Here is a 20,304-nt window from a genome sequence, read left to right on the forward strand (position 1 = left end):
CGGGCCGTCGTCCGCACTGAGTCATCCGGCCCGCCGGGCCGGGCCCCGGTCACCGGCGGCCGGTGACCGGGCCAACGCCGTCCTGGGCCGGCGCTGTTTTGGGCCGGCGCTGTTCTGGGCCGGCGCTGTTCTGGGCCGGGCGCCGTTCTGGGCCGGGCGCCGTTCTGGGCCGGGCGCCGTTTCGGCCCGGCCCGGCCCGGGTCGGCGGAGGCTCAGAACAGGGTGGCGGCGGGCCGGCGCAGGCCCGGCCGGCGCGTCGCCGGTCCCGCGGGGCGGCCGGGTGGCCGGCGCCGGCTGCCGCCGAGGGTGACCCGGCGCGCGGCGGACCCGCAGCTCACCCGCATCCGCGGGGCACGCACGGGAGACGTCACGGGGCTGGTGCGCAGCAGCTCGGCCCGGACCTGCTCCAGCAGGTCGGTCAGCGGCAGCCCCAGGGCCGCGCAGATGCAGGCCAGGATCTCCGAGGAGGCCTCCTTGCGGCCGCGTTCGATCTCCGACAGGTACGGCAGCGACACCCCGGCGGCGTCCGCGACGTCCTGCAGGGTGCGGCCCTGCTGGTGCCGTAACCGCCGCAGCACCCTGCCGATGGCCGATCGCAGCAGCGACATCGCGACCCCCTCCTCGTGACGGAAACCCAGTCTAGAACCGCGGGCGGGTCGGCCGCGGCGACGAACCGCAGTGGTGGCGCTACCCGACCCGCCGGGCGATCGCGACGGTGGACCGCGGAAAGACCCGCTTGGGCAGCACCAGAACGGCGCCGGGCCCGGCGGCCAGCAGCGCCGCGGCCTCGGCGACGCTCGGGGTGCCGGCCGTGGCCGCCACCGCCGCCGAGGGATGCGGCACGACGACCCCGGCGAGGGCGGCGGCCGGGAAGCCGGTGACCGGCCAGCCGTGCCGCCGCGCGACCGCCCGGACCCCGGCCTCGGCGGCGCGCCGGTCCAGCGTGGCCAGACCCGCGATCCCGGCGGGTTCCCGGCCCGCCTGCCGCAGCGCGGCGTCGATCGCCGCCGCCAGCTCCTCCTCCGGTACGCCGGCCCGGGCCCCGAGGCCCAGCAGCAGCTGCCCGTTCGTGGTCACCTCCGGACGGTACGCCGGGGGCCGACGCGGGTCAGCCGGTGGTCGCCGTGATCAGCCAGATGCCCGTCGGGAGGCGGTAGCCGGCTCCGGGCGTACGCAAGGATGCCAGCAGCCGCGCCGCACCGGAGCGGGCCGCCGCCCGGGCCGGCGGCTCGGCCCGGCGGTAGGCGGCGCCGGCCGGTCCGACCTCGATCAGCCAGGCGGTGAGCAGGTCGGGATCGTCCGGCGCGACCAGCGCGACATCCCGCGGCTCGACCGCGACGGCGCCGAACCCGGCCGCGGTCAGGAGCCGCTCGATCCGCGCCGGTTCCCCGAAGGAGAACGGCCCCGGCTCGTCGCCGAGCGGGAGCGGCGGCAGGTCGCCCAGGTGCGGGGCGGCGCCGAGCACGACCGCCATCAGCCACGGGACGGCAGCCGCGTCCCGGAAGGTCGTCGCGGCCAGGCGGCCGCCGGGACGCAGGGACCGGGCGATGGTCGTGAGACCGGCGACCGGATCCGCCAGCAGCATCAGCGTCATCCGGGAGTGCGCGGCGTCGAACGGGGCGCCCGGGACCTCGCCCATCGTCTCGATGTCCCCGGCGAGAAACACCGGGGCTGTCCCACCCGGCGCGGGGAACCGGTGCCGCGCGGCCGCGACCATCGCCTCGGACACGTCGACGCCCACCGCGGCACCGGCGGGGCCGACCGCCGCCGCGATCTCCGCGGTCGTGCCGCCGCAGCCGCAACCCACGTCGAGCACCCGCTCGCCGGGCGCGGCCCGCAGGGCCGCCATCGCCGCCGCGCCCAGCGGGCGGCCCAGCTCGTCCTGCCGCTCCGCATGCCGGATCCAACCGGGCGCGGCCTGATCCCAGAACGCCACGTTGCGGGCGCGCAGCTCGGCGGTGCGGGCCATCAGAACGGCAACTCGTCGCCGTCGACGATCAGCGAACTGAACTTGGCGGCCTTGGTGGGGTCGAAGCCGTCCTGCTGGGCGGCCAGGCCGGCCGCGCGGACCAGGCGCTGGGACTGGAACGCCCGGAACGCCGCCTCGTCCTGCCAGATGTTGATGATCCGCCAGCCGTCCTCGGTCGGCCCGGAGACGTGGGCCAGCAGACCCGGCGGCCGGTCCGGGCCGAGGTTCTTCTCCACCATGCGGTACTCCGCCTCGCTGACGCCGGGCATCTCCTGCAGCACTCCGAAAGGCATCGCGCACACTCCTCGTTCAGATTTAGTCTCGTTGAGATTTAGTAGAGTGAAGCTCTATCCAATGGATTATTACACTGATCCGGTGACCAGCGGCAGGGCGTACACGTCAACTCGGCGACAGGAACAGGCCCGGCAGACCCGGCGCGCCATCCTGGACGCCGCCGCCCGGCTGTTCGTCGACCCCGGCTACGCGGCGACCAGGCTCACCGCGGTCGCCGCCGAGGCCGGGGTGGCCGTGCAGACGCTCTACGCGGTGTTCGGCAGCAAGCGGCAGCTGCTGTCCGACCTCATCGACGTCACGATCGCCGGCGACGACGCGCCGGTGGCCCTGCCGGACCGGGGGTTCGTCGCCGAGATCCGGGCGTTGCCCGACGCCCGGGCGCGGCTGGCCCGCTACGCCCGGCACCTCACCGAGACCCACGAGCGGCAGGCCCAGGTGATGCTGGCGCTGGCCGGGGCGGCCACGGCCGACCCGGACGCCGCGGCCGTCTGGCGCAAGAACCTCGAGGACCGCCAACGCGGCATGACCATGTTCGCCGCGGATCTGAATACGACCGGGCAGCTCCGCGAGGACCTGAGCGTGGAGCGGATCGCCGACGTGTTGTGGCTGGCGATGGACGTGCACAACTACGACCGGCTGGTCCGGGAGCGCGGCTGGACGGCGGAGGAGTTCCAGCAGTGGTACGTCGACACTGTCGCCGGGGCGATCCTGGCGCCCCCGCACTGACGGCCCGGCGAGCCCGGGAGCGGGACCGACGTCAGCGCGCCGCGACCGGATTCAGCACCGCAGCCGCCTGCGCCACCACCCGCCGGGCGACCGCCGGCGCCGCCGCCCAGTGCAGATGCAGGTACGACGCGTGCAGCCCGGGCGCCGCGAACCCCTCCGGATCGGCCCCCCGCCACGCCCACGCCGCTCCCCCGGCCGGTTCCAGCAGCAGTCCCGAGCGCGGATGCACAGTCGTCCGGTGGAACTCGTGGCCCGTGATGCGCGACCCGGCCGGGAACAGCGGGCTGTCGGTGAGCGCCACCGCGTCGCGGTAGCCCAGGGTGAGCGCCCGGGTCATCGCCGCCTCCGCGTCCAGCACGCCGCACATCGGGGCGCCGTCCAGGCTGCGGCACAGCCACAGCAGGCCCGCGCATTCGGCCACGATCGGCCGGCCCGCCGCCGCCAGCGACGCCACCGCCCGGCGCAGGGGCTCGTTGGCGGACAGCTCCGCGGCGTACACCTCGGGGAAGCCGCCGCCGACGACCAGGGCGCGGGTGCCCTCGGGCAGTGTCTCGTCGCGCAGCGGGTCGACCGTCACGACCTCGGCGCCGGCGCCGGCGAGCAGTTCGGCCGTCTCCGCGTACGCGAAGGTGAAGGCCGGCCCGCCGGCGATGGCGACCACCGGGCGGCCCGGCACCGGCTCCGCGGCCCGTGGGCTCCACGGTGTCGCCGCGAGCGGCGGCGCGGTGCGGGCGACCGCCAGCACCGCGTCGAGGTCGATCGAGGCCGTGACCAGCGCCGCGAGGGCGGCGACCGACGCGGTGGCCTCGCCGCGGCGTTCGGCCGCGGGCACCAGGCCGAGGTGGCGGGACGGAGCCGCGACGGCGTCCGCCCGGCGCATCGCGCCCAGCACCGGCGTGCCGACCTCCTCGCACGCCTCGCGCAGAATCGCCTCGTGCCGGTCGGAGCCGACCCGGTTGAGGATGACCCCGGCCAGGCGCACGCTGCCGAAGCTGCGGAAGCCGTGCACCAGCGCGGCCACCGAGCGGCCCTGCGCGGCGGCGTCGACGACCAGGATCACGGGGGCGTCGAGCAGGCCGGCCACGTGCGCGGTGGAGCCGGTGTCCCCCGCGCCGGTACGCCCGTCGTACAGCCCCATCACGCCCTCGACGATCGCCAGGTCGAGGCCGGCCGAGCCGTGCGCGAACAGCGGCCCGATCAGCTCCTCGCCGACCATCACGGGGTCCAGGTTGCGGCCCGGCCGGCCCGCGGCGAGCGCGTGGTAGCCGGGGTCGATGTAGTCCGGGCCGACCTTGAACGGCGCGACGCCCAGGCCGCGCGCGGCGAACGCGGCGAGCAGGCCGGTGGCCACCGTCGTCTTGCCGTGCCCGGAGGCGGGCGCGGCGATGACCACCCGCGGGATGCTCACCATTCGATGCCCTGCTGTCCCTTGCGGCCGGCGTCCATCGGGTGCTTGACCTTGGTCATCTCGGTGACCAGGTCGGCGGCGGCGAGCAGGTCCGGGTGGGCGTCGCGGCCGGTGATCACCACGTGCTGGGTGCCGGGCCGGTCGGCGAGGGTGGCGACGACGTCGGCGACGTCGACCCAGCCCCACTTCATCGGGTACGTGAACTCGTCGAGCACGTAGAACTTGTGGGTCTCGGCGGCCAGGTCCCGTTTGATCTGGGCCCAGCCCTCGGCGGCCTCGGCGGCGTGGTCGCGTTCGGCGCCGGCGCGCTGGATCCAGGACCAGCCCTCGCCCATCTTGTGCCAGGCCACCGCCGGTCCCCCGGTCTGCCCGAGGGCCTTGAGCGCGGCCTCCTCGCCGACCCGCCACTTCTCCGACTTGACGAACTGGAAGACCCCGATGGGCCAGCCGGCGCTCCACGCCCGCAACGCCATGCCGAACGCGGCCGTCGACTTGCCCTTGCCGTGCCCGGTGTGCACGGCCAGCACGGCCTGGCGGCGCCGCTGCCGGGTGGTGAGCCCGTCCTGCGGCACGGTGGTGACCTGTCCCTGCGGCATCAGGCAGCCCTCCTCGACGGGGTGGACGGGAACATTGGGAAACGCCGCATCAGGCGGCCCGGCCCGGCGCGGCGGACGGCGCGGCGGCGGCGAGCGCGTCCAGCGGCATGAGGTCGGCGCCGAGCGCGGCGGCCAGCCGCCGGGCCAGGCCGAGCCGGATCGGACCGGTCTCGCAGTCGACCACCACGGCGGCCACGCCGGCGAGGGCCGGCGCGACCAGCACCGGGTCGGGGCCGCTGGTCGCGCGGCCGTCGGTGACGACGACCAGCAGCGGCCGCCGGCGCGGGTCGCGGCGCCGCTCGGTGGCGATGGTCGCGGCCGCGGCGCGCAGCCCGGCGGCCAGCGGGGTACGCCCACCCGTGCGCAACCCGGCCAGCCGCTGCACCCCGACCTCGTGGCTGGAGGTCGGCGGCAGCACCTGCTCCGCCCCGGCCCCCCGGAACGTGATCATGCCGATCCGGTCCCGCCGCTGGTACGCGTCGCGCAGCAGCGACAGGACGGCGGTCTTGACGACGGTCATCCGCTTGCGCGCGGCCATCGACCCGGACGCGTCCACGACGAACAGCACCAGGTTGGCCTCCCGGCCGACGTGCACGGCCTCGCGCAGGTCCCGCGGCTGCACCGTCCGCACCGCCGGAACGGACGGCCCGCTCAGGGCGCCGCGGTGGATGGCGGCGCGCAGCGTGGCCGGCAGGTGCGGGGCGCCGGCGAGCTTGCCCCGCGGGGTGCGCGAGCCGACCACCCGGCCGCGACGGGCGAACGCCGGTGAGCGCCGCCCGGCGTGCCCGCCCTCGCCCCGGGCCGCGATCCGCAGCGTCCGGGGCCGGTAGGCGGCGCCGGCCTGCGCCGGCGCGCCCCCGCTGACCTCGCGCTGTTCGCCGGCCGGCTCGCCGGGGGCGGCGTCCCGCGGGGCCGGGCCGGGCGCCTCGGCAGCCGACGTGTCACCGGGACCCGCGCCGCGGTCACCCGGACCCCGGTCCGGACCACCCTCGCCCGGACCACCCTCGCTCGGACCGCCGTCGCCCGGTCCGCTGCCGTCGGGGCCGCCGTCGCCCGGGCCCCCGTCGTCGGGGCCGCTGCCGTCGGGGCCGCCGTCCCCGGGGGCGGGCGGGTCGTCGTCGGGATCGTCCTGGGCGGCCTGCGCCAGGGCCTCGTTCAGGCGCTGCTCGTCGGTGCCCGGCGGGTCCAGCGGGTCGGTGCGCCGCCGGTGCGGCAGCGCGAGCCGGGCCGCGTCGCGGATGTCGTCGGCGGTGACCCGGTCGCGGCCGTGCCAGGCGGCCAGCGCGACCGCGCACCGCGCCACCACGATGTCCGCGCGCATGCCGTCCACCCCGTAGGCCAGGCAGACGCGGGCGATCCGGTTCAGCTCCGCGTCGGGCAGCGCGACGAACGGGACCGCGGCGCGGGCGGCCAGGATCCGCTCGGCCAGCGCACCCTCGTCGGCCGCGAACCGGGCCGCGAACGCGTCCGGGCCCGCCTCGTACGCCAGCCGGCGCCGGACCACCTCGGCCCGCAGCTTCGCGTCCCGCGGCGCGGCCACCGTCACCACCAGCCCGAACCGGTCGACCAGCTGGGGCCGGGGCTCGCCCTCCTCGGGGTTCATCGTGCCGACCAGCAGGAACCGGGCCGCGTGCTTGACCGACACCCCGTCGCGCTCGACGTGCGCGCGGCCCATCGCCGCGGCGTCGAGCAGCAGGTCGACCAGGTGGTCGGGCAGCAGGTTGACCTCGTCGACGTAGAGCGCGCCGCGGTGCGCCGCGGCCAGCAGCCCCGGCTCGTACGCCTTGACGCCGTCGGCGAGCGCCCGCTGGATGTCCAGCGTGCCGACGACCCGGTCCTCGGTCGCGCCGACCGGCAGCTCGACGAGCGTGGCGGGCCGGTGGCCGTGCGGCGCGCCCGGCTCGTGCGGTCCGTCGGGGCAGCCGGGGTCGGGCGCGGCCGGGTCGCAGGCGAAGCGGCAGCCGCGGACGACGTCCACCTCGGGCAGCAGGGCGGCCAGGGCCCGCACGACGGTGGACTTGGCGGTGCCCTTCTCGCCGCGGACCAGCACCCCGCCGACGGCGGGTGAGACGGCGGTCAGCAGGAGCGCGAGCCGGAGGTCGTCGAGGCCGACGACGGCAGAGAACGGGTACGGCGTCACGCACGGTCCTTTCCGCGGGTCCGCGCCCGCGTGTGGAAGGTACGAGCGGCCGGAGTCTCCTGACTTCCGGGGGCGGACCCCCGGTCACAGTGGCGGGACCGTCCCGGTCTCCCACCGGGTTCCTCCACTGCCGCTCGCGAGTCACTCTTTCTCACGGCCCGGCACGGCGTCAACGCGGGGTCGGGTGGGCATCCTCACGGCCCCGGCGGACCGCGCAGGCGCGCCCAACCGGCCGGAGCGGGCCGGAAACGCCCGGGTCGCCCACGCCGGGCGGGTCAGCGGGCGCCGGGGTCGCCGCCGTGGACCGCCTTCTCGGTGTCGGGCAGCGGCTCCGGGGCGAGCTTGTCGAGCTCGGTCAGCACGCCGGTGACCGCCAGCGCCGACCGCTCCACCAGCGGCCGCATCCGCTTGTACAGCGCGGCGTCGTGGCGGTCCGGCTGGTGGTGCTCGGTGATCGCCACCAGCGCCGCCGCCCGGTCCAGGTCGGGCAGTTCGCCCAGGGCGTGCCGGCCCAGCAGGCAGGCGCCCAGCGCGGTGCCCTCCGGCGTGTCGGCGATCGCGACGGGCAGGTCCAGCGCCGCCGCCAGCACGCCCACCCACAGCTCGGAGGCGACCGCGCCGCCGGTGGCCCGGACCTCGGTCATCGCGATGCCCTCGTCGGCGAACGTGTCGCGGACCAGGGCGAGCTGCTGGCAGACCCCCTCGACGGCGGCCCGGACCAGGTGCGCGCGGCCGTGCTCGCGGCGCAGCCCCAGGTAGGCCCCGCGCATCCCGCCCCGCCACCACGGCGCCCGCTCGCCCAGCAGGTACGGCAGGCAGAGCAGCCCCTCGCTGCCCGGCACCACCTGGGCGGCCTCGGTCAGCAGGGCGGCGTCGCGCACGTCGGCGTCCTCGCCCTCGGCGGTGGGCCGGTCGAAGCCGCCCGCGAAGGTCTGCCCGGCCCAGCGCACCACGGACCCCGCGTTGTTGATCGCGCCGCCGACCACCCAGCGGTCCTCGGTGAGCGCATAGCAGAACAGCCGCCCGGCCTTGTCCGCGGTCGGGCCGTTCACCACCGTGCGCAGGGCGCCGCTGGTGCCCAGGGAGACGGCCGCCACGCCGGCCGGGGTGGCGCCGACGCCGAGGTTGGCCAGCGGCCCGTCGGCCGCCCCGATGATCAGCGGCAGCTCCGGCGGCAGCCCGGCGGCCACCGCCACCTCGCGCTTGAGGCGCAACTGCCGGGTGGTCGGCACGACCTCGGCCAGCTGCGCGGCCCGGACCCCGGCGAGCTCCAGGGCCTCGTCGTCCCAGCGGCGTTCGTGGATGTCGTACAGGCCGGTGCCGGAGGCGACCGAGAGGTCGAGCAGGAAGCCCTCGTCGGCCAGGCCGGCCAGGACGATCTCCTTGACGCCGCCCCAGCGCGGGGTGTCGCGCAGGACGGCCGGGTCGGTGGCGCGCCACCAGGCGAGCTTGGTCAGCGGGGACATCGGGTGCACCGGCGTGCCGGTACGGGCCTGCAGCTCCTTGGCCCGCCCGGACGCCACGATCTGGTCGCTCTGCCCGGACGCCCGGTTGTCCGCCCAGGTGATCAGCGGGCCGCGCGGCGCGCCGTCGGCGCCCATCGGGACCAGGGCGTGCAGGAACGCGCTGAGGCTCACCGCCTGCACCCGGTCGCCCCGGTCGCGGCACTCCCGGGCCACCGTGACCAGCGCCTCGATCGCGGCGTCGCGCAGCTGGACGGGGTCGAGCTCGGCCTGCCCCGGGCCGGGCACCGACAGCGGGTAGTGCACGCTCGTCACGGCGCGCACCTCGCCCTCCGGCCCGGCGGCGATGGCCTTGGTCGCGGTGGTTCCGGTGTCGATGCCGATGACGACGTCCATGCAGCCTCCCTGGTCGCGGATGACATGCCCGTTCGGGGGTCGGCTCAAGCCACGCGGGCGACCCGGCACCACCCCGACCTTAGGCGAGTGGCACCGGCGGCGCCCGCCCCGCTCAGCCGGCCAGTGCGGCCGCGTAGCCGGCGCGCAGCTCGTCGAAGCCGTGCGCCTTGGCGTCGCGGCCGCGAATCACGCCGACCGGGTCGCCGGCCAGCAGCCGCGCCAGCACGGCGGTGCACAGGTGCCAGCCCGCCGCGTACAGGGGCGCCTCGTGCCGCTCGGCGAAGGTGTGCCGCAGCGTGAGCCGGGTGCCGCCCTCCGCAGGAGTCAGCTCCCAGCGCAGCCGATCGCCGCCCCAGGTGTATTCGAGCAGGGCGGGCGCGTCGGCGCGCAGCACGGTCACCGGCACCTCCGTCCGATCGGGACCGTCGATCATCGTCACGGTGGTCTCGCCGGTGCGGGACAGGTCGCGGGCGGCGGTGAACGGCGCCCACCGGTCGAGCCGGCCGGGGTCGGTGAGGGCGGCCCACACCTTCCCGGGCGGGTGCGGCAGGTCGCGGACGAGGACCAGGGTCCAGCGCCCGCCGTCGGCGGTCACGGCCGCGCCGGTGGGCGGGCCGGGGTCGAAACCGGCGCTCATGATTCCTCCAGGTGGCGTTCGAGGGCGTTCAGGTGCCGGGCCCACATCCGGCGGTACGGCGCCAGCCAGGCGTCGAGCGCGCGGAACGGGCCCGGTTCGAGGGAGTAGATGCGCTGCTGGGCGGCCGTCCGACTGGTCACGAAGCCGGCCTCGCGCAGCACCTTGAGGTGTTTGGAGACGGCGGGCTGGCTCATCGCCAGCTTGTCGACGAGCTGGCCCACGCTGCTGTCGGCCAGCCGCAGCTCGTCGAGGATCCGGCGGCGGGTCGGCTCGGCGAGCACGGCGATGGCGTCCACGGGCACGCCCCCGACTATTCCAGCGTGGTTATATAACCGTCAAGGCATGCGGCTATCCTCGACGCATGCGGGTGCTGATCGTGACGTCCGGTTCCACCGGTGATGTGGCCCCGTACACGGGGCTCGGCGCGCGGCTGCGCGACGCCGGGCACGAGGTCACGCTGGCCACCCACGAGCCGTTCCGGGACGGCGTCGACCTGCCCTTCCTGCCCCTGCCGGGCGATCTGCGGCGGATCCTGCCGCGCGCCCACGGCCAGGACGGCACCGGCTCGGGCACCGGCCCGCGCGCCCTGCTGCGCCTGCTGCGCCTCGCCCGGCCGCTGGTCGCCGAGCTCGGCGACGGCATCGTGACCGCCGTCCGGCGCAGCCGCGCGGAGACGGTGCTGCTCTCCACCATGGTCGCGCCGCTGGGCTACCAGGTGGCCGAGGCGGCCGGCATCCCGTGGGCCGGGGTCTTCCTGCAGCCCGTCTTCCCCACCGGCGACTTCGGGCCGGTGCTGGCCGGCGGGCGCCCGCTCGGCCGGGCGGGCAACCGGCTCACCGGGCGCTTCCTGGAGACGGCCGCCCGCCCGCTGTACGCCGGTCCGGTGCACGAGCTGCGCCGCCGCCTCGGCCTGCCCCGCCGCAGCATGGCCGCGCTCCAGCGGGCCCAGCAGCACCGGTGGCCCACCTTCCACGGCTTCAGCCCGAGCGTGGTGGCCCGCCCGGCCGACTGGCCCGCGTCGCAGGAGGTGGTCGGCTACTGGTGGCCCGAGCGGCCGCCCGGCTGGAGCCCGCCGGCCGAGGTCGAGCGGTTCCTGGCCGCCGGCCCGCCGCCGGTCTTCGTCGGCTTCGGCAGCATGGCGCCCGGGCACGGCGGCCGGCTCGCCGCGCCGGTGCTGGCCGCGGTCCGCGCCGCCGGGGTGCGGGCGATCGTCCAGGCGGGCTGGTCGGGACTGCGGGTCGAGCGCGCGCCGGACGTGCTCAGCGTCGGGGCGCTGCCGCACGACTGGCTGTTCCCGCGGGTGGCCGCCGTGGTGCACCACTGCGGCGCGGGGACCACCGCGGCCGGGCTGCGCGCGGGGGTGCCGGCGGTGGGCGTGCCGGTGCTGGCCGACCAGCCGTTCTGGGCCCGCCGGCTGCACGAGCTCGGGGTGGCGCCGGCGCCCGTACCGCTGCCCCGGCTGACGGCGGACCGGCTGGCCGGCGCCCTGCGCTCGGTCACGACCGAGCCGCGCTACGCGGCGCGGGCGGCGGCCCTCGCGGCCCGGCTCGGCGCCGAGGACGGCGCCGAACGCGTCCTCAAGTGGCTGGAGACGCCGATGCCGCCCTCCTGATCAGGAGGGCGGCATCGGGACGCGGAAGGGCCGGTCAGCGCTCGCCGATGGGCACGAACTGCCGCTCGGTCTCGCCGATGTAGAGCTGCCGCGGGCGACCGATCTTGGTGGCCGGGTCGGCGTTCTGCTCGGCCCACTGGGCGATCCAGCCGGGCAGCCGGCCCAGGGCGAACAGCACCGTGAACATCTTCGTCGGGAAGCCCATGGCCTTGTAGATCAGGCCGGTGTAGAAGTCGACGTTCGGGTACAGCTTGCGGGAGACGAAGTAGTCGTCCGCCAGGGCGATCTCCTCGAGCCGCAGGGCGATCTCGAGCAGCGGGTCCGGCCGGTCCATCGTGGAGATGACGTCCTGGACGGCCTTCTTGACGATGGCCGCGCGCGGGTCGTAGTTCTTGTAGACCCGGTGCCCGAAGCCCATGAGCTTCACGCCCTTCTCCTTGGCCTTGACGCGGCGCACGAAGGCGTCCACGTCGCCGCCGTCGGCGCGGATGCCCTCGAGCATCTCCAGCACCGCGGAGTTGGCGCCGCCGTGCAGCGGGCCGGAGAGCGCGTTGATGCCTGAGGACACCGACGCGAACAGGTTGGCCTGCGCCGAGCCGACCAGCCGCACGGTCGACGTGGAGCAGTTCTGCTCGTGGTCGGCGTGCAGCACGAAGAGCATGTCGAGCACCTTGGCGATGGTCGGGTCCACCTCGTAGTTCACGGTGGGCAGCCCGAACGTCATGCGCAGGAAGTTCTCGACGTAGTCCAGGGAGTTGTCCGGGTACGGCAGCGGGTGGCCGATGGACTTCTTGTACGCGTACGCGGCGATCGTCGGAAGCTTCGCCATCAGCCGGATCCCGGAGATCTCGACCTGCTCCGGATCGGTCGGGTCGAGCGCGTCCTGGTAGAACGTCGACAACGCGGTGACGGCCGAGGAGAGCACGGCCATCGGGTGCGCGTCGCGCGGGAAGCCGGAGAAGAAGGCGCGCATCTCCTCCTGCAGCAGCGTGTGCACGCGGATCTTGTCGCCGAACTCGGCCAGCTGGGCCGGCGTCGGCAGCGCGTCGTGGATCAGCAGGTACGACACCTCGAGGAACGAGGCCTTGCCGGCGAGCTGCTCGATCGGGAAGCCCCGATAGCGCAGGATCCCGGCGTCACCGTCGATGTAGGTGATCGCCGACGCGCACGAGGCGGTGTTGACGAAGCCCTGGTCCAGGGTGACGTAGCCGGTCTCCTTCAGCAGGGCGCTGACGTCGATGCCGCCTGGACCCTCGACCGCCGGGCGGACCGGCATGGACAACTGGCCACCGGGGTGGTCGAGCTTGACATCCGTCATGTAATTCCCTCACTTCACCGGCAGATGTCGCCAATAACCTGCCGTTCACCGTAAACCCTCAACCTGAACGGGTCATCAGACGGTCGACCGCTGAGGGATTGATCACGACCGCCTCCCGGGAACACCATAGATAATGGTCTGTGGACCGCGACGTCGCGGTGCGGAGGTGGTGAACCGATGCGGATACCGGGCCCTGGTCCCGTCGTCGTGGGGGTCAACGGCACCTCCTCCGGGTTGGCGGCCGCCCGGCTGGGCGCCCGCGAGGCGGTGGCGCGGGGGCAACCGCTGCGGATCCTGCACGTGTTCTCCTGGCCCGGCCGGCGCTCCCTCGATGATGCGCCCGACTGGGCCAGCGCGCGCAAGGAGGCGGGCCGGATCGTGGCGGAGGCGGTCGCGACCGCCTCCCGGGCGGTGCCCGGCGTGCACGTGGAGGGCCTGCTCACCGACGGTCTGCCGGTCCGCGAGCTGCTCGCCCGCAGCCGCACGGCGGCGCTCGTCGTGCTCGGCGACGACGACGTGGGGCTCGGCCCGCGGCTCCCGGCCGACTCGGTGCTGGTGCAGACCGTGGCCCGGGCCCGCTGCCCGGTCGTGGTCGCCCGCGGCAACCGGCCGCCGGCCGGCCCGCTGCTGGCCGCGGTCGACGGCTCGCCCAGCTCGCTGCTGGCCCTGCGGGTCGCCGCGGCCGAGGCCGCCCGCCGCGAGATCGCGCTGGAAATCGCCCACGTGGTGGGACACGAGGACGATCGCGACGCCGGGCGCCGGCTGCTGGAGTCCGCCGTGGCCGCCGTGCCCGGGCTCGGCGGCGCCCGGCGGCGGGTGCTGGTCGGGGAGCCTGCGCCGATTCTGGTCCGCGCGTCGCGGCGGGCCCGGATGATGATCGTGGGTCCGCGGGGCGTCGGCGGCGGCTCACTGCTGGGCCCGGTGGCCCAGCAGTTGCTGCGCAGATGTGCCTGTCCGACGGTCTTTGTCCACGGAACCCCTGCCGGGGAGCGGTCACCGGCAGGTACGGTGCCATCGGCGGGCGCGCTGATGAGCTGACTGGCCAGGGGGCGATGACGGATGCTTTCCCCAGCTCCGTCGACACGGAGTCGGCGACGGTGGAAGGTCTTCGCCGTCGCGGGGGTGCTGGCCACCGCCCTCTACACGGCCAACCTCGCCCCGGCGGTCAACGTGGCCGGGTTCGCGGTCATCGGCGCGGGCACCGTGTGGGCCTGCTTCACCGTGCCCCGCCGCTTCGCCGCCGAGCCCCGCGCCGCCTGGCCGTTCCTGGGCGCCGCGGCGCTGTGCTTCCTGGTCGGCGTGGTGGTCCGGCCCCTGGTCGTCGACCGGCCGCTGCTCGCCGACGCGTTCACCGTCCCCGGCTACGTCCTGCTGGGCACCTTCTTCTCCCTGCTGCTGCGCTCGCGGGGCAGCGTCGCGCGGCACTCGGTCCTCGACGGGCTCATGGTCTGCCTGGCCGGTGGGCTCGCCAGCGCCCTGCTGCTGGCCGCGCCGGCCGCCGCGATCGCCGGCCGCCCGCCGGTCGAGTCGATCCTGGCCGGCCTGTACCCGCTGTTCGACGTGGTGCTGCTGGCCCTGGGCATCAACCTGACGTTCACCGCGCGCTCCTGGCCGGTCAGCCTCACCGCGCTGGTCGCCGGGATGGCGCTGATGGTGGTGGGCGACGTGGCCTACGCGATCATCGGCGTGCAGGGCAAGACGTACACCTCGCCGCTGCTCGACGTGCCGTTCCTGCTCGCGTACGTGGCGCTCGGGGTCAGCGCCCTGCACCCGTCGGTGGTCGAGCTGGGCCGGGCCGCCCGGCACCCGGTGCAGGCGTGGTCCTGGCGCCGGATGACGCTGCTGGTGCCCGCGGTGTCCACCCCGTTCGTGCTGCTGGTGGCCGTGGGCGGGGAGGCGCCGGAGTACCGCGCGCTGATCGCCGCCTGCGGCCTGGCCATCGTCGCGCTGCTGTTGCTGCGGGCCGTCTCGGCGGTGCAGGCCCAGGTCGCCGCGCAGCTGCACTCCGAGCACCAGGCGATGCACGACCCGCTGACCGGGCTGCCCAACCGCCGGATGATCTCCCACGAGATCGAGCGGCTGCTCGGCACCGTGACCCCGCCGGACACCCGGCGGGTCTGGGTCTTCTTCCTCGACCTGGACGGCTTCAAGTGGGTCAACGACTCGTGGGGTCACGACACCGGCGACCAGCTGGTGATCGAGGTCGCGGCCCGGCTGCGCGCGGCGGTGCCGGCCGGCACGATGCTGGCCCGGGTCGGCGGCGACGAGTTCCTGATCGCCGCCGTCGGCGACGAGCCGGGCGCGCTGCGGCTGGTCGACGACATCCACGGGTGCTTCGCCCGCCCGCTGAGGCTGCGCGACACCGAGGTGGTGATCAGCGCGTCCATCGGCATCGCGCACGCGCCCGGCGACAGCTCCCCCGAGGTGACCACCCAGGCCCTGCTGCGCGACGCCGACACGGCGATGTACCGGTCCAAGGCGGAGGGACCGGGCCGCGCGACGATCTTCGACACGTCGATGCACGACCGGGTCCGCGAGCGCATCGAGTTGGAGGGCGCACTGCGTACGGCGCTGGTGGAGGGCCAGCTCAGCGTCGTCTACCAGCCGATCGTGCGGCTGGAGACCGGCCGGCCGATCGGCGCCGAGGCGCTGGTGCGGTGGAACCACCCGCAGCGCGGGCCGATCCCGCCGATGACCTTCATCCCGGTCGCCGAGGACGCCGGGCTGATCGGCACGCTGGGCACCTGGGTCCGCAACGAGGCGCTGAGCCAGCTCGCCAGCTGGCGCGCGGACGGCACCGTCGGGCCCGAGTTCTACCTGTCCATCAACGTCTCGCCACGCCAGCTCAGCAACGCCGAGCTGCCCCTGATCGTCGCCGGTGAGCTGCTCCAGCACGGGGTGCCGGCCGCCGCGGTGGCGCTGGAGATGACCGAGTCGGTGATGGCCGACGGCGGCAGCGTCACCGCCCGGGTGCTGTACGAGCTGCGCGAGCTGGGCCTGAAGCTGCTCGTCGACGACTTCGGCACCGGCTTCTCGGCGCTGGGCTACCTGCGCCGGTTCCCGGTCACCGGCGTCAAGATCGACCGTTCGTTCGTGTCCGGGCTCGGCGAGAGCGGCGAGGACGAGGAGATCGTGCGGGCCGTGGTGGCGATGAGCCGGGCGCTGGGCCTGAGCATCGTCGCCGAGGGCGTGGAGACGCGGGTGCAGCGGGACGCGCTCGGCGCGGTCGGCGTCACCCAGGGGCAGGGCTGGCTGTGGGGCCCGGGGGTGGCGGCCGGCGACTTCGCCAGCCACTGGGGCGCCCGCCGGTACGCCCCCGCGCCTCCCGGCTGACCGCGCACCCCGGGAGTACCGTCTTCCCCAGGGGGTGACAAACGTCTCCCCCGTCCCTGGTGTCCCGGCTCCGGGATCCGGCATTATTTCGCTCAGCCCGGATCCTTGCCGCCGGCGGCGTCCGGCCGATGGTCCAGACCGGAGGAGGCGACATGATGACGACGTTGATCGGGTCCGAGGGTTCCGTGCTCTGGCTCGTGGCCGTGCTGCTCCTGCTGGCCTCGGGGCTGGCCGTCGCGCTGCTGCTGGCGACCCGGCGCGGCTCCGCGCCGATGCGCGCCGAGCACCGCACCCCGGAGCACTGACCCCCGCGCGCCGGTCCCGGCGGGCGCTGGCAGGCTGGGGCGATGCGCTTCGCCACGTGGAACGTCAACTCGGTCAAGGCCCGGCTGCCGCGGCTGCTGGAGTGGCTCGAACAGACCCGGCCCGACGTGCTGTGCCTGCAGGAGACGAAGGTCGCCGCCGACGGCTTCCCGGAGCGGGAGGTCGCCGCGCTGGGCTACGAGACCGCCGCGTACGGCCAGGGCCGCTGGAACGGTGTGGCCCTGCTCTCCCGGGTCGGGCTGGCCGACGTGCGGCACGGCTTCGACGGCGAGCCCGGCTTCCCCGACCCGGAGGCCCGCGCCGTCGGCGCCACCTGCGCCGGCATCCGCTTCACCTCCGTGTACGTGCCCAACGGGCGCACGCCGGAGGACCCGCACTACGCGTACAAGCTGGCCTGGTTCGCCGCGCTGCGCGACGCGCTCGCCGCCCAGCCGGGCCCGGCGGTGGTGGCCGGGGACTTCAACGTCGCCCCGACCGACGACGACGTGTGGGACATCAAGGTCTTCGCCGGCGCCACCCACGTCACCGCGCCGGAGCGCGCGGCCCTGGCCGCCCTGCGCGAGCTGGGCCTGACCGACGTGGTGCCCCGGCCCCTGAAGGGTGACCGGCCCTTCACCTACTGGGACTACCGCGCCGGCATGTTCCACCAGAACAAGGGCATGCGGATCGACCTGGTCTACGCCACCGCCGACGTCGCGGCCGCGGTGCGCGACGCGGTGATCGACCGGGAGGCCCGCAAGGGCAAGGGGCCCTCCGACCACGCCCCCGTGGTCGTCGACCTGGAGCCCGGCACGCCCGGGTCGCCCGTCTGAGCGGAGCCGGATCGACCGCCACCGCGTAGTCTGGTCGGGATCAGCGACCACCGGCGGGCAGAGAAAGGGGAACCGACATGGACACCCGGTCACCGGCCGTTCCGGTTCTCGCCCCCGCGTCGGCGCTGCTGCGCGCCGCGCTGGACGCCGCCAACGAGGCGGTGCTGCTGTGCACCGCCGCCGACCACACGATCGTGCTGGTCAACGCGGCCGCGACCGCGCTGCTGCCGGGCCTGGAGCCGGGCGCCTCGGCCGCGTTGTGCCCGCTGCCCGGCCTCGCCCGCGCCACCACCGAGGGCGCGACCCTGTTCACCGACGAATACCGGGGACGCCGCCTGCTCGGGCACCGCCGCCCGCTCGGCGACGACCACTACGGGTGGTACCTGCAGGACACCACCGACGAGATCGCGCGGGCCGAGGCGTACGAGGCCGAACGGGCGCGCACGGTGTTCCTGGCCGAGGCGAGCCGCCGGCTGTCGGCCTCGCTGAACCAGCGGCGCTGCCTGCGTACCACGGTGGAGCTGGCGGCGGCCCACCTGGCCGACGCCGCGGTCGTGGTCCTGCCGGCCCGCCGCCGGCAGAGCGAGTGGATGCGCCTGGTCGCCGGCGAGTCCGTGGAGCAGGGCACGCTGCGCGAGAGCGTGCTCGGCGAGGTGCCCGGCCTGGAGGAGGCCCTCGGCGGCTTCCCGCCGATCCCGAGCCGCTGGCTCGACGCCGCGCAGGTGCCCGGCTGGCTGCTGCCCGAGAGCTTCGGCGCGGTCGGCGCGCTGCTGGTGACGCCGCTGCCGGGCAACGCCGAGCCGGCCGGCGCGCTGGTCCTGGCCCGGCACGGCGCCGGCGCGGCGTTCTCGGCCGAGGACGAGATGCTGGCCCGGATCTTCGCCGCCCGCGCCGGCGCCGCCATCTCCGCCGCCGCGCTCTACCGCGACCAGGTGGACACCACGGCCATCCTCCAGGCCGACCTGCTCCCGCCGGAGCTGCCGCAGCCCGAGGGCGTCGAGCTGATCGGCTCCTACCAGGCGGCCAAGGACGCGCTGCGGATCGGCGGCGACTTCTACGACGTCTTCGGCCCGGTCGACGACAGCCCGGAGACCGTGGTCGTGCTGGGCGACGTCTGCGGCAAGGGCCCGGAGGCGGCGGTGCTCACCGGCAAGGTGCGCCAGACGCTGCGCGCGCTGCGCCTGGTCGACGCCGACCCGGCCGCGATGCTGACCGTGCTCAACCGCGCGTTGCTCGGCTCCAGCCGCCAGCACCGGTTCGTCACGCTGGTCGTCGCCGCGATCAGCCGGGCCGAGTACGGCCGGGTGCGGCTGTGCCTGGCCACCGGCGGGCACCCGGCGCCGCTGGTGCTGCGGGCCGACGGCACGGTCGAGGCGGTGCCGGTGTCCGGCACGCTGATCGGCGTGGTGCCGCGGATCTCCGTACGCCCGGCCGCGGTCGAGCTGGCGCCCGGCGAGCTCTGCCTGTTCTACAGCGACGGCCTCACCGAGGCCCGCGGCGGCGCGAGCGGCGCCGAGCAGTACGGCGAGGCCCGGCTCCGCGACGCCCTGGCCAGCTGCGCCGGGATGCCGGGCGCGGCGGCCGTGGAACGCGTCCGCCAGCTGGTCTCCGACTGGGTGCACGGCGGCGTCCGCGACGACATCGCGATGCTGGCGGTGCGGGCCCCGGCGCGCACCAAGCTGAGCCTCATGGAGACGAGCACCGTCGCCCCCTCGCCGTTCGCGATCGACGCCCGGCGCGGTGACCGTCGCGGCCGGAGCCGCTGATGACCGTCTCCACCACCACTCCCCCGCGTTCGCTCGACGACCCGGGCGTCGGCGAGCAGTATCTGCGCCTGGTCGGCGACGGCGACGAGTACGGCGCCGTCGAGATCGTCACCGCCCTGCTCGACAACGGCGTGCCCCCCGCCCGCGTGATGCTGGACCTGATCGCCCGCACCCAGAGCCGCGTCGGCGAGCTGTGGGCGGCCAACGACTGGTCCATCGCCCGCGAGCACGCGGCGACCGCGATCAGCGAGCGGGCGCTGGGTGCGGTCGCGGCCCGCAGCTCGGTGCGCCCCACCCGGGGCCGGATCACGGTCGCCTGCGTCGACGGCGAGTGGCACGCCCTGCCGGTGCGCATCCTCGGCGAGATGCTGCGTCTGGACGGCTGGCGGGTCGACTTCCTGGGCGCCAGCGTGCCCGGTCCGCACCTGGTCACCCACCTGCACCAGACCGGCCCGGACGCGGTGGCGCTGAGCTGCATGCTGGCCACCCGGCTGCCCCGGGCGCACGCGGCGATCACGGCCTGCCGCTCGGTGGGCGTGCCGGTGATCGCCGGTGGACCCGGCTTCGGCCCCGAGGGGCGCTGGGCGCAGCGGCTGGGCGCGGACGCGTGGGCGGCGAACGCCGAGATCGCGGTGCACCGGCTGGCCCGCGACTGGCCGCCGCCGATCGACGACCCGTACCAGGCGGCCTTCCTCGGCGACGACGAGTACACGCACCTGGTCCGCCACCGCGGCGACCTGGTGAGCACCGCGCTGACCCGGCTGACCCAGGCCTACCCGCCGATGGGGCGGTACAACCAGCGCCAGCACGACGCGACCGTCGAGGACCTGGGCCACGTGGTCGACTTCCTGGCGGCGGCGCTGTACGTGGGCGACGAGCAGGTGTTCACCGACTTCGTGGAGTGGACCGCGGCGGTGCTGGAGGCGCGCTCGGTGCCGCCGGTGGCCCTGCAGATCGGCCTGAAGCTCATGCGCGACCAGCTACGGGACTACCCGGCGGCGATCGCGATCATCGACGCGGGCGTGGCGGCGCTGCGGCGGTAAATCCGTCGCGCGGCGTACGGCCGGCGCGTTACCGTACGGGCATGATCTCCTGACGCTCGCCGCTGTTCCCAGCGCCGCGTGACTCCGCCGCGCCGCCTCGGCGCGTGCCGCCACGGCCTCCCCGCTCTCCGCGGCCGCCGTGCGCCTTCTCTCTCCGTACCACTCGCCTCGTCCATCGAGGAGGTAGCAGCATGCCTGACCCCACCTTTTCCGTCCACGTCGAGCCCGGCGAGCTCGCCGGCCGGGAGCTGGCGGCCGCCGTGTCCCGGCCGGACGCCGTGACCGGGCTGCCGGGCCGCCGGCCGGCCACCGGCGACGCCGCGGCGCGGCACGGCCGGCGCGACGCCCGGCTGGCCGCCCGGCAGCGCTCGGAACGCGATCACGCGGGCCGGGCCACCGGCGGATCCGCCCGCAGCTACGCCTTCCGCCGCAGCTGACCGGTCCGCGGCGGGCCGGGACCCCCGGGT

Annotated in this window: 19 protein-coding genes, 1 pseudogene and 1 riboswitch; of the genes and pseudogenes, 9 read left to right on the plus strand and 11 right to left on the minus strand. The window is 75.8% G+C overall.

Annotation, left to right across the window (positions count from 1 at the left end):
- Positions 1 to 400: 400 nt before the first annotated feature.
- The 4 genes and pseudogenes from Ani05nite_RS39535 to Ani05nite_RS39550 form a co-directional block, all read right to left on the minus strand.
- Positions 401 to 608 (minus strand): annotated as a pseudogene (locus Ani05nite_RS39535) (helix-turn-helix domain-containing protein); the annotation flags it as partial.
- Positions 609 to 687: 79 nt separating this feature from the next.
- On the minus strand, positions 688 to 1,077 hold the full coding sequence (locus Ani05nite_RS39540) for a cobalamin biosynthesis protein (RefSeq protein WP_203777127.1): 390 nt from the start codon (positions 1,075 to 1,077) through the stop codon (positions 688 to 690).
- A 31-nt stretch (positions 1,078 to 1,108) separates the two neighbouring features.
- Entirely contained in the window at positions 1,109 to 1,969 is an 861-nt protein-coding gene (locus Ani05nite_RS39545) for a class I SAM-dependent methyltransferase (RefSeq protein ID WP_203777129.1), read from the minus strand.
- Positions 1,969 to 2,262, minus strand: coding sequence for a hypothetical protein (locus Ani05nite_RS39550; RefSeq protein ID WP_203777131.1), 294 nt, complete (start codon positions 2,260 to 2,262; stop codon positions 1,969 to 1,971). The genes Ani05nite_RS39545 and Ani05nite_RS39550 overlap by 1 nt, the downstream gene beginning before the upstream one ends.
- Before the next feature lie 82 nt (positions 2,263 to 2,344).
- Here Ani05nite_RS39550 and Ani05nite_RS39555 point away from each other — a divergent pair, with 82 nt between their 5' ends.
- On the plus strand, positions 2,345 to 2,989 hold the full coding sequence (locus Ani05nite_RS39555) for a TetR/AcrR family transcriptional regulator (RefSeq protein WP_239131087.1): 645 nt from the start codon (positions 2,345 to 2,347) through the stop codon (positions 2,987 to 2,989).
- Positions 2,990 to 3,020: 31 nt separating this feature from the next.
- Here Ani05nite_RS39555 and Ani05nite_RS39560 read toward each other — a convergent pair whose 3' ends face one another.
- From Ani05nite_RS39560 to Ani05nite_RS39585, 6 genes are all read right to left on the minus strand, one after another.
- A complete protein-coding gene (locus Ani05nite_RS39560; RefSeq protein ID WP_203777135.1) occupies positions 3,021 to 4,400 on the minus strand; it encodes a cobyrinic acid a,c-diamide synthase CobB in 1,380 nt (459 codons plus the stop codon).
- Positions 4,394 to 4,993, minus strand: coding sequence for a cob(I)yrinic acid a,c-diamide adenosyltransferase (gene cobO / locus Ani05nite_RS39565; RefSeq protein WP_203777137.1), 600 nt, complete (start codon positions 4,991 to 4,993; stop codon positions 4,394 to 4,396). The genes Ani05nite_RS39560 and cobO overlap by 7 nt, the downstream gene beginning before the upstream one ends.
- A gap of 49 nt (positions 4,994 to 5,042) precedes the next feature.
- The gene (locus Ani05nite_RS39570; RefSeq protein WP_203777139.1) at positions 5,043 to 7,133 is read right to left on the minus strand and encodes a VWA domain-containing protein; all 2,091 of its coding nucleotides are present in this window, start codon (positions 7,131 to 7,133) and stop codon (positions 5,043 to 5,045) included.
- Positions 7,134 to 7,163: 30 nt separating this feature from the next.
- A riboswitch (cobalamin riboswitch) is annotated at positions 7,164 to 7,283 on the minus strand.
- A 125-nt stretch (positions 7,284 to 7,408) separates the two neighbouring features.
- Positions 7,409 to 8,992: a gluconokinase gene (locus Ani05nite_RS39575; RefSeq protein ID WP_203777141.1), complete on the minus strand. Its 1,584-nt coding sequence runs from the start codon at positions 8,990 to 8,992 to the stop codon at positions 7,409 to 7,411.
- A 112-nt stretch (positions 8,993 to 9,104) separates the two neighbouring features.
- Positions 9,105 to 9,629 carry an SRPBCC family protein gene (locus Ani05nite_RS39580; RefSeq protein ID WP_203777143.1) on the minus strand — a complete coding sequence of 175 codons (525 nt, stop codon included), beginning with the start codon at positions 9,627 to 9,629 and terminating at the stop codon, positions 9,105 to 9,107.
- Complete coding sequence (locus tag Ani05nite_RS39585) at positions 9,626 to 9,931, minus strand: ArsR/SmtB family transcription factor (RefSeq protein WP_203777145.1); 306 nt, start codon at positions 9,929 to 9,931, stop codon at positions 9,626 to 9,628. The genes Ani05nite_RS39580 and Ani05nite_RS39585 overlap by 4 nt, the downstream gene beginning before the upstream one ends.
- 59 nt (positions 9,932 to 9,990) lie before the next feature.
- Between Ani05nite_RS39585 and Ani05nite_RS39590 the strand changes: the two genes are divergently transcribed.
- Positions 9,991 to 11,241 carry a glycosyltransferase gene (locus Ani05nite_RS39590; protein WP_203777147.1) on the plus strand — a complete coding sequence of 417 codons (1,251 nt, stop codon included), beginning with the start codon at positions 9,991 to 9,993 and terminating at the stop codon, positions 11,239 to 11,241.
- 34 nt (positions 11,242 to 11,275) lie between these two features.
- On the opposite strand, the gene Ani05nite_RS39595 is transcribed toward Ani05nite_RS39590, so the two are convergent.
- Positions 11,276 to 12,559 (minus strand): citrate synthase, encoded by a 1,284-nt coding sequence (locus Ani05nite_RS39595; protein WP_203777149.1) that lies wholly within the window; start codon positions 12,557 to 12,559, stop codon positions 11,276 to 11,278.
- Positions 12,560 to 12,736: 177 nt separating this feature from the next.
- On the opposite strand from Ani05nite_RS39595, the gene Ani05nite_RS39600 reads away from it, so the two are divergent.
- The 7 genes from Ani05nite_RS39600 (at position 12,737) to Ani05nite_RS39630 (ending at position 20,274) form a co-directional block, all read left to right on the plus strand.
- Complete coding sequence (locus Ani05nite_RS39600; RefSeq protein ID WP_203777151.1) at positions 12,737 to 13,597, plus strand: universal stress protein; 861 nt, start codon at positions 12,737 to 12,739, stop codon at positions 13,595 to 13,597.
- A gap of 84 nt (positions 13,598 to 13,681) precedes the next feature.
- Positions 13,682 to 15,892 (plus strand): putative bifunctional diguanylate cyclase/phosphodiesterase, encoded by a 2,211-nt coding sequence (locus Ani05nite_RS39605; RefSeq protein ID WP_239131088.1) that lies wholly within the window; start codon positions 13,682 to 13,684, stop codon positions 15,890 to 15,892.
- A 152-nt stretch (positions 15,893 to 16,044) separates the two neighbouring features.
- Positions 16,045 to 16,197 carry a hypothetical protein gene (locus Ani05nite_RS39610; RefSeq protein WP_203777155.1) on the plus strand — a complete coding sequence of 51 codons (153 nt, stop codon included), beginning with the start codon at positions 16,045 to 16,047 and terminating at the stop codon, positions 16,195 to 16,197.
- A gap of 42 nt (positions 16,198 to 16,239) precedes the next feature.
- Positions 16,240 to 17,028, plus strand: coding sequence for an exodeoxyribonuclease III (locus Ani05nite_RS39615; protein ID WP_203777157.1), 789 nt, complete (start codon positions 16,240 to 16,242; stop codon positions 17,026 to 17,028).
- A 77-nt stretch (positions 17,029 to 17,105) separates the two neighbouring features.
- Positions 17,106 to 18,794, plus strand: a complete 1,689-nt coding sequence (locus Ani05nite_RS39620; protein ID WP_203777159.1) for a PP2C family protein-serine/threonine phosphatase — start codon at positions 17,106 to 17,108, stop codon at positions 18,792 to 18,794.
- Positions 18,794 to 19,837, plus strand: coding sequence for a cobalamin B12-binding domain-containing protein (locus Ani05nite_RS39625; protein WP_203777161.1), 1,044 nt, complete (start codon positions 18,794 to 18,796; stop codon positions 19,835 to 19,837). The genes Ani05nite_RS39620 and Ani05nite_RS39625 overlap by 1 nt, the downstream gene beginning before the upstream one ends.
- Positions 19,838 to 20,028: 191 nt before the next feature.
- Positions 20,029 to 20,274: a hypothetical protein gene (locus tag Ani05nite_RS39630; protein WP_203777163.1), complete on the plus strand. Its 246-nt coding sequence runs from the start codon at positions 20,029 to 20,031 to the stop codon at positions 20,272 to 20,274.
- Positions 20,275 to 20,304 lie beyond the last annotated feature (30 nt).

This window comes from Actinoplanes nipponensis (assembly GCF_016862275.1).
GTDB classification, from domain to species: domain Bacteria; phylum Actinomycetota; class Actinomycetes; order Mycobacteriales; family Micromonosporaceae; genus Actinoplanes; species Actinoplanes nipponensis.

Bases quoted from the DNA above. Each gene is read 5' to 3' on its own strand.
- Ani05nite_RS39625 (WP_203777161.1), top strand. From the start codon at position 18,794: ATGACCGTCTCCACCACCACTCCCCCGCGTTCGCTCGACGACCCGGGC.
- Ani05nite_RS39595 (WP_203777149.1), bottom strand. From the start codon at position 12,559: ATGACGGATGTCAAGCTCGACCACCCCGGTGGCCAGTTGTCCATGCCG.
- Ani05nite_RS39610 (WP_203777155.1), top strand. From the start codon at position 16,045: ATGATGACGACGTTGATCGGGTCCGAGGGTTCCGTGCTCTGGCTCGTG.
- Ani05nite_RS39615 (WP_203777157.1), top strand. From the start codon at position 16,240: ATGCGCTTCGCCACGTGGAACGTCAACTCGGTCAAGGCCCGGCTGCCG.
- cobO (WP_203777137.1), bottom strand. From the start codon at position 4,993: ATGCCGCAGGGACAGGTCACCACCGTGCCGCAGGACGGGCTCACCACC.
- Ani05nite_RS39590 (WP_203777147.1), top strand. From the start codon at position 9,991: ATGCGGGTGCTGATCGTGACGTCCGGTTCCACCGGTGATGTGGCCCCG.
- Ani05nite_RS39560 (WP_203777135.1), bottom strand. From the start codon at position 4,400: ATGGTGAGCATCCCGCGGGTGGTCATCGCCGCGCCCGCCTCCGGGCAC.
- Ani05nite_RS39545 (WP_203777129.1), bottom strand. From the start codon at position 1,969: ATGGCCCGCACCGCCGAGCTGCGCGCCCGCAACGTGGCGTTCTGGGAT.
- Ani05nite_RS39550 (WP_203777131.1), bottom strand. From the start codon at position 2,262: ATGCCTTTCGGAGTGCTGCAGGAGATGCCCGGCGTCAGCGAGGCGGAG.
- Ani05nite_RS39630 (WP_203777163.1), top strand. From the start codon at position 20,029: ATGCCTGACCCCACCTTTTCCGTCCACGTCGAGCCCGGCGAGCTCGCC.
- Ani05nite_RS39575 (WP_203777141.1), bottom strand. From the start codon at position 8,992: ATGGACGTCGTCATCGGCATCGACACCGGAACCACCGCGACCAAGGCC.
- Ani05nite_RS39580 (WP_203777143.1), bottom strand. From the start codon at position 9,629: ATGAGCGCCGGTTTCGACCCCGGCCCGCCCACCGGCGCGGCCGTGACC.
- Ani05nite_RS39600 (WP_203777151.1), top strand. From the start codon at position 12,737: ATGCGGATACCGGGCCCTGGTCCCGTCGTCGTGGGGGTCAACGGCACC.
- Ani05nite_RS39620 (WP_203777159.1), top strand. From the start codon at position 17,106: ATGGACACCCGGTCACCGGCCGTTCCGGTTCTCGCCCCCGCGTCGGCG.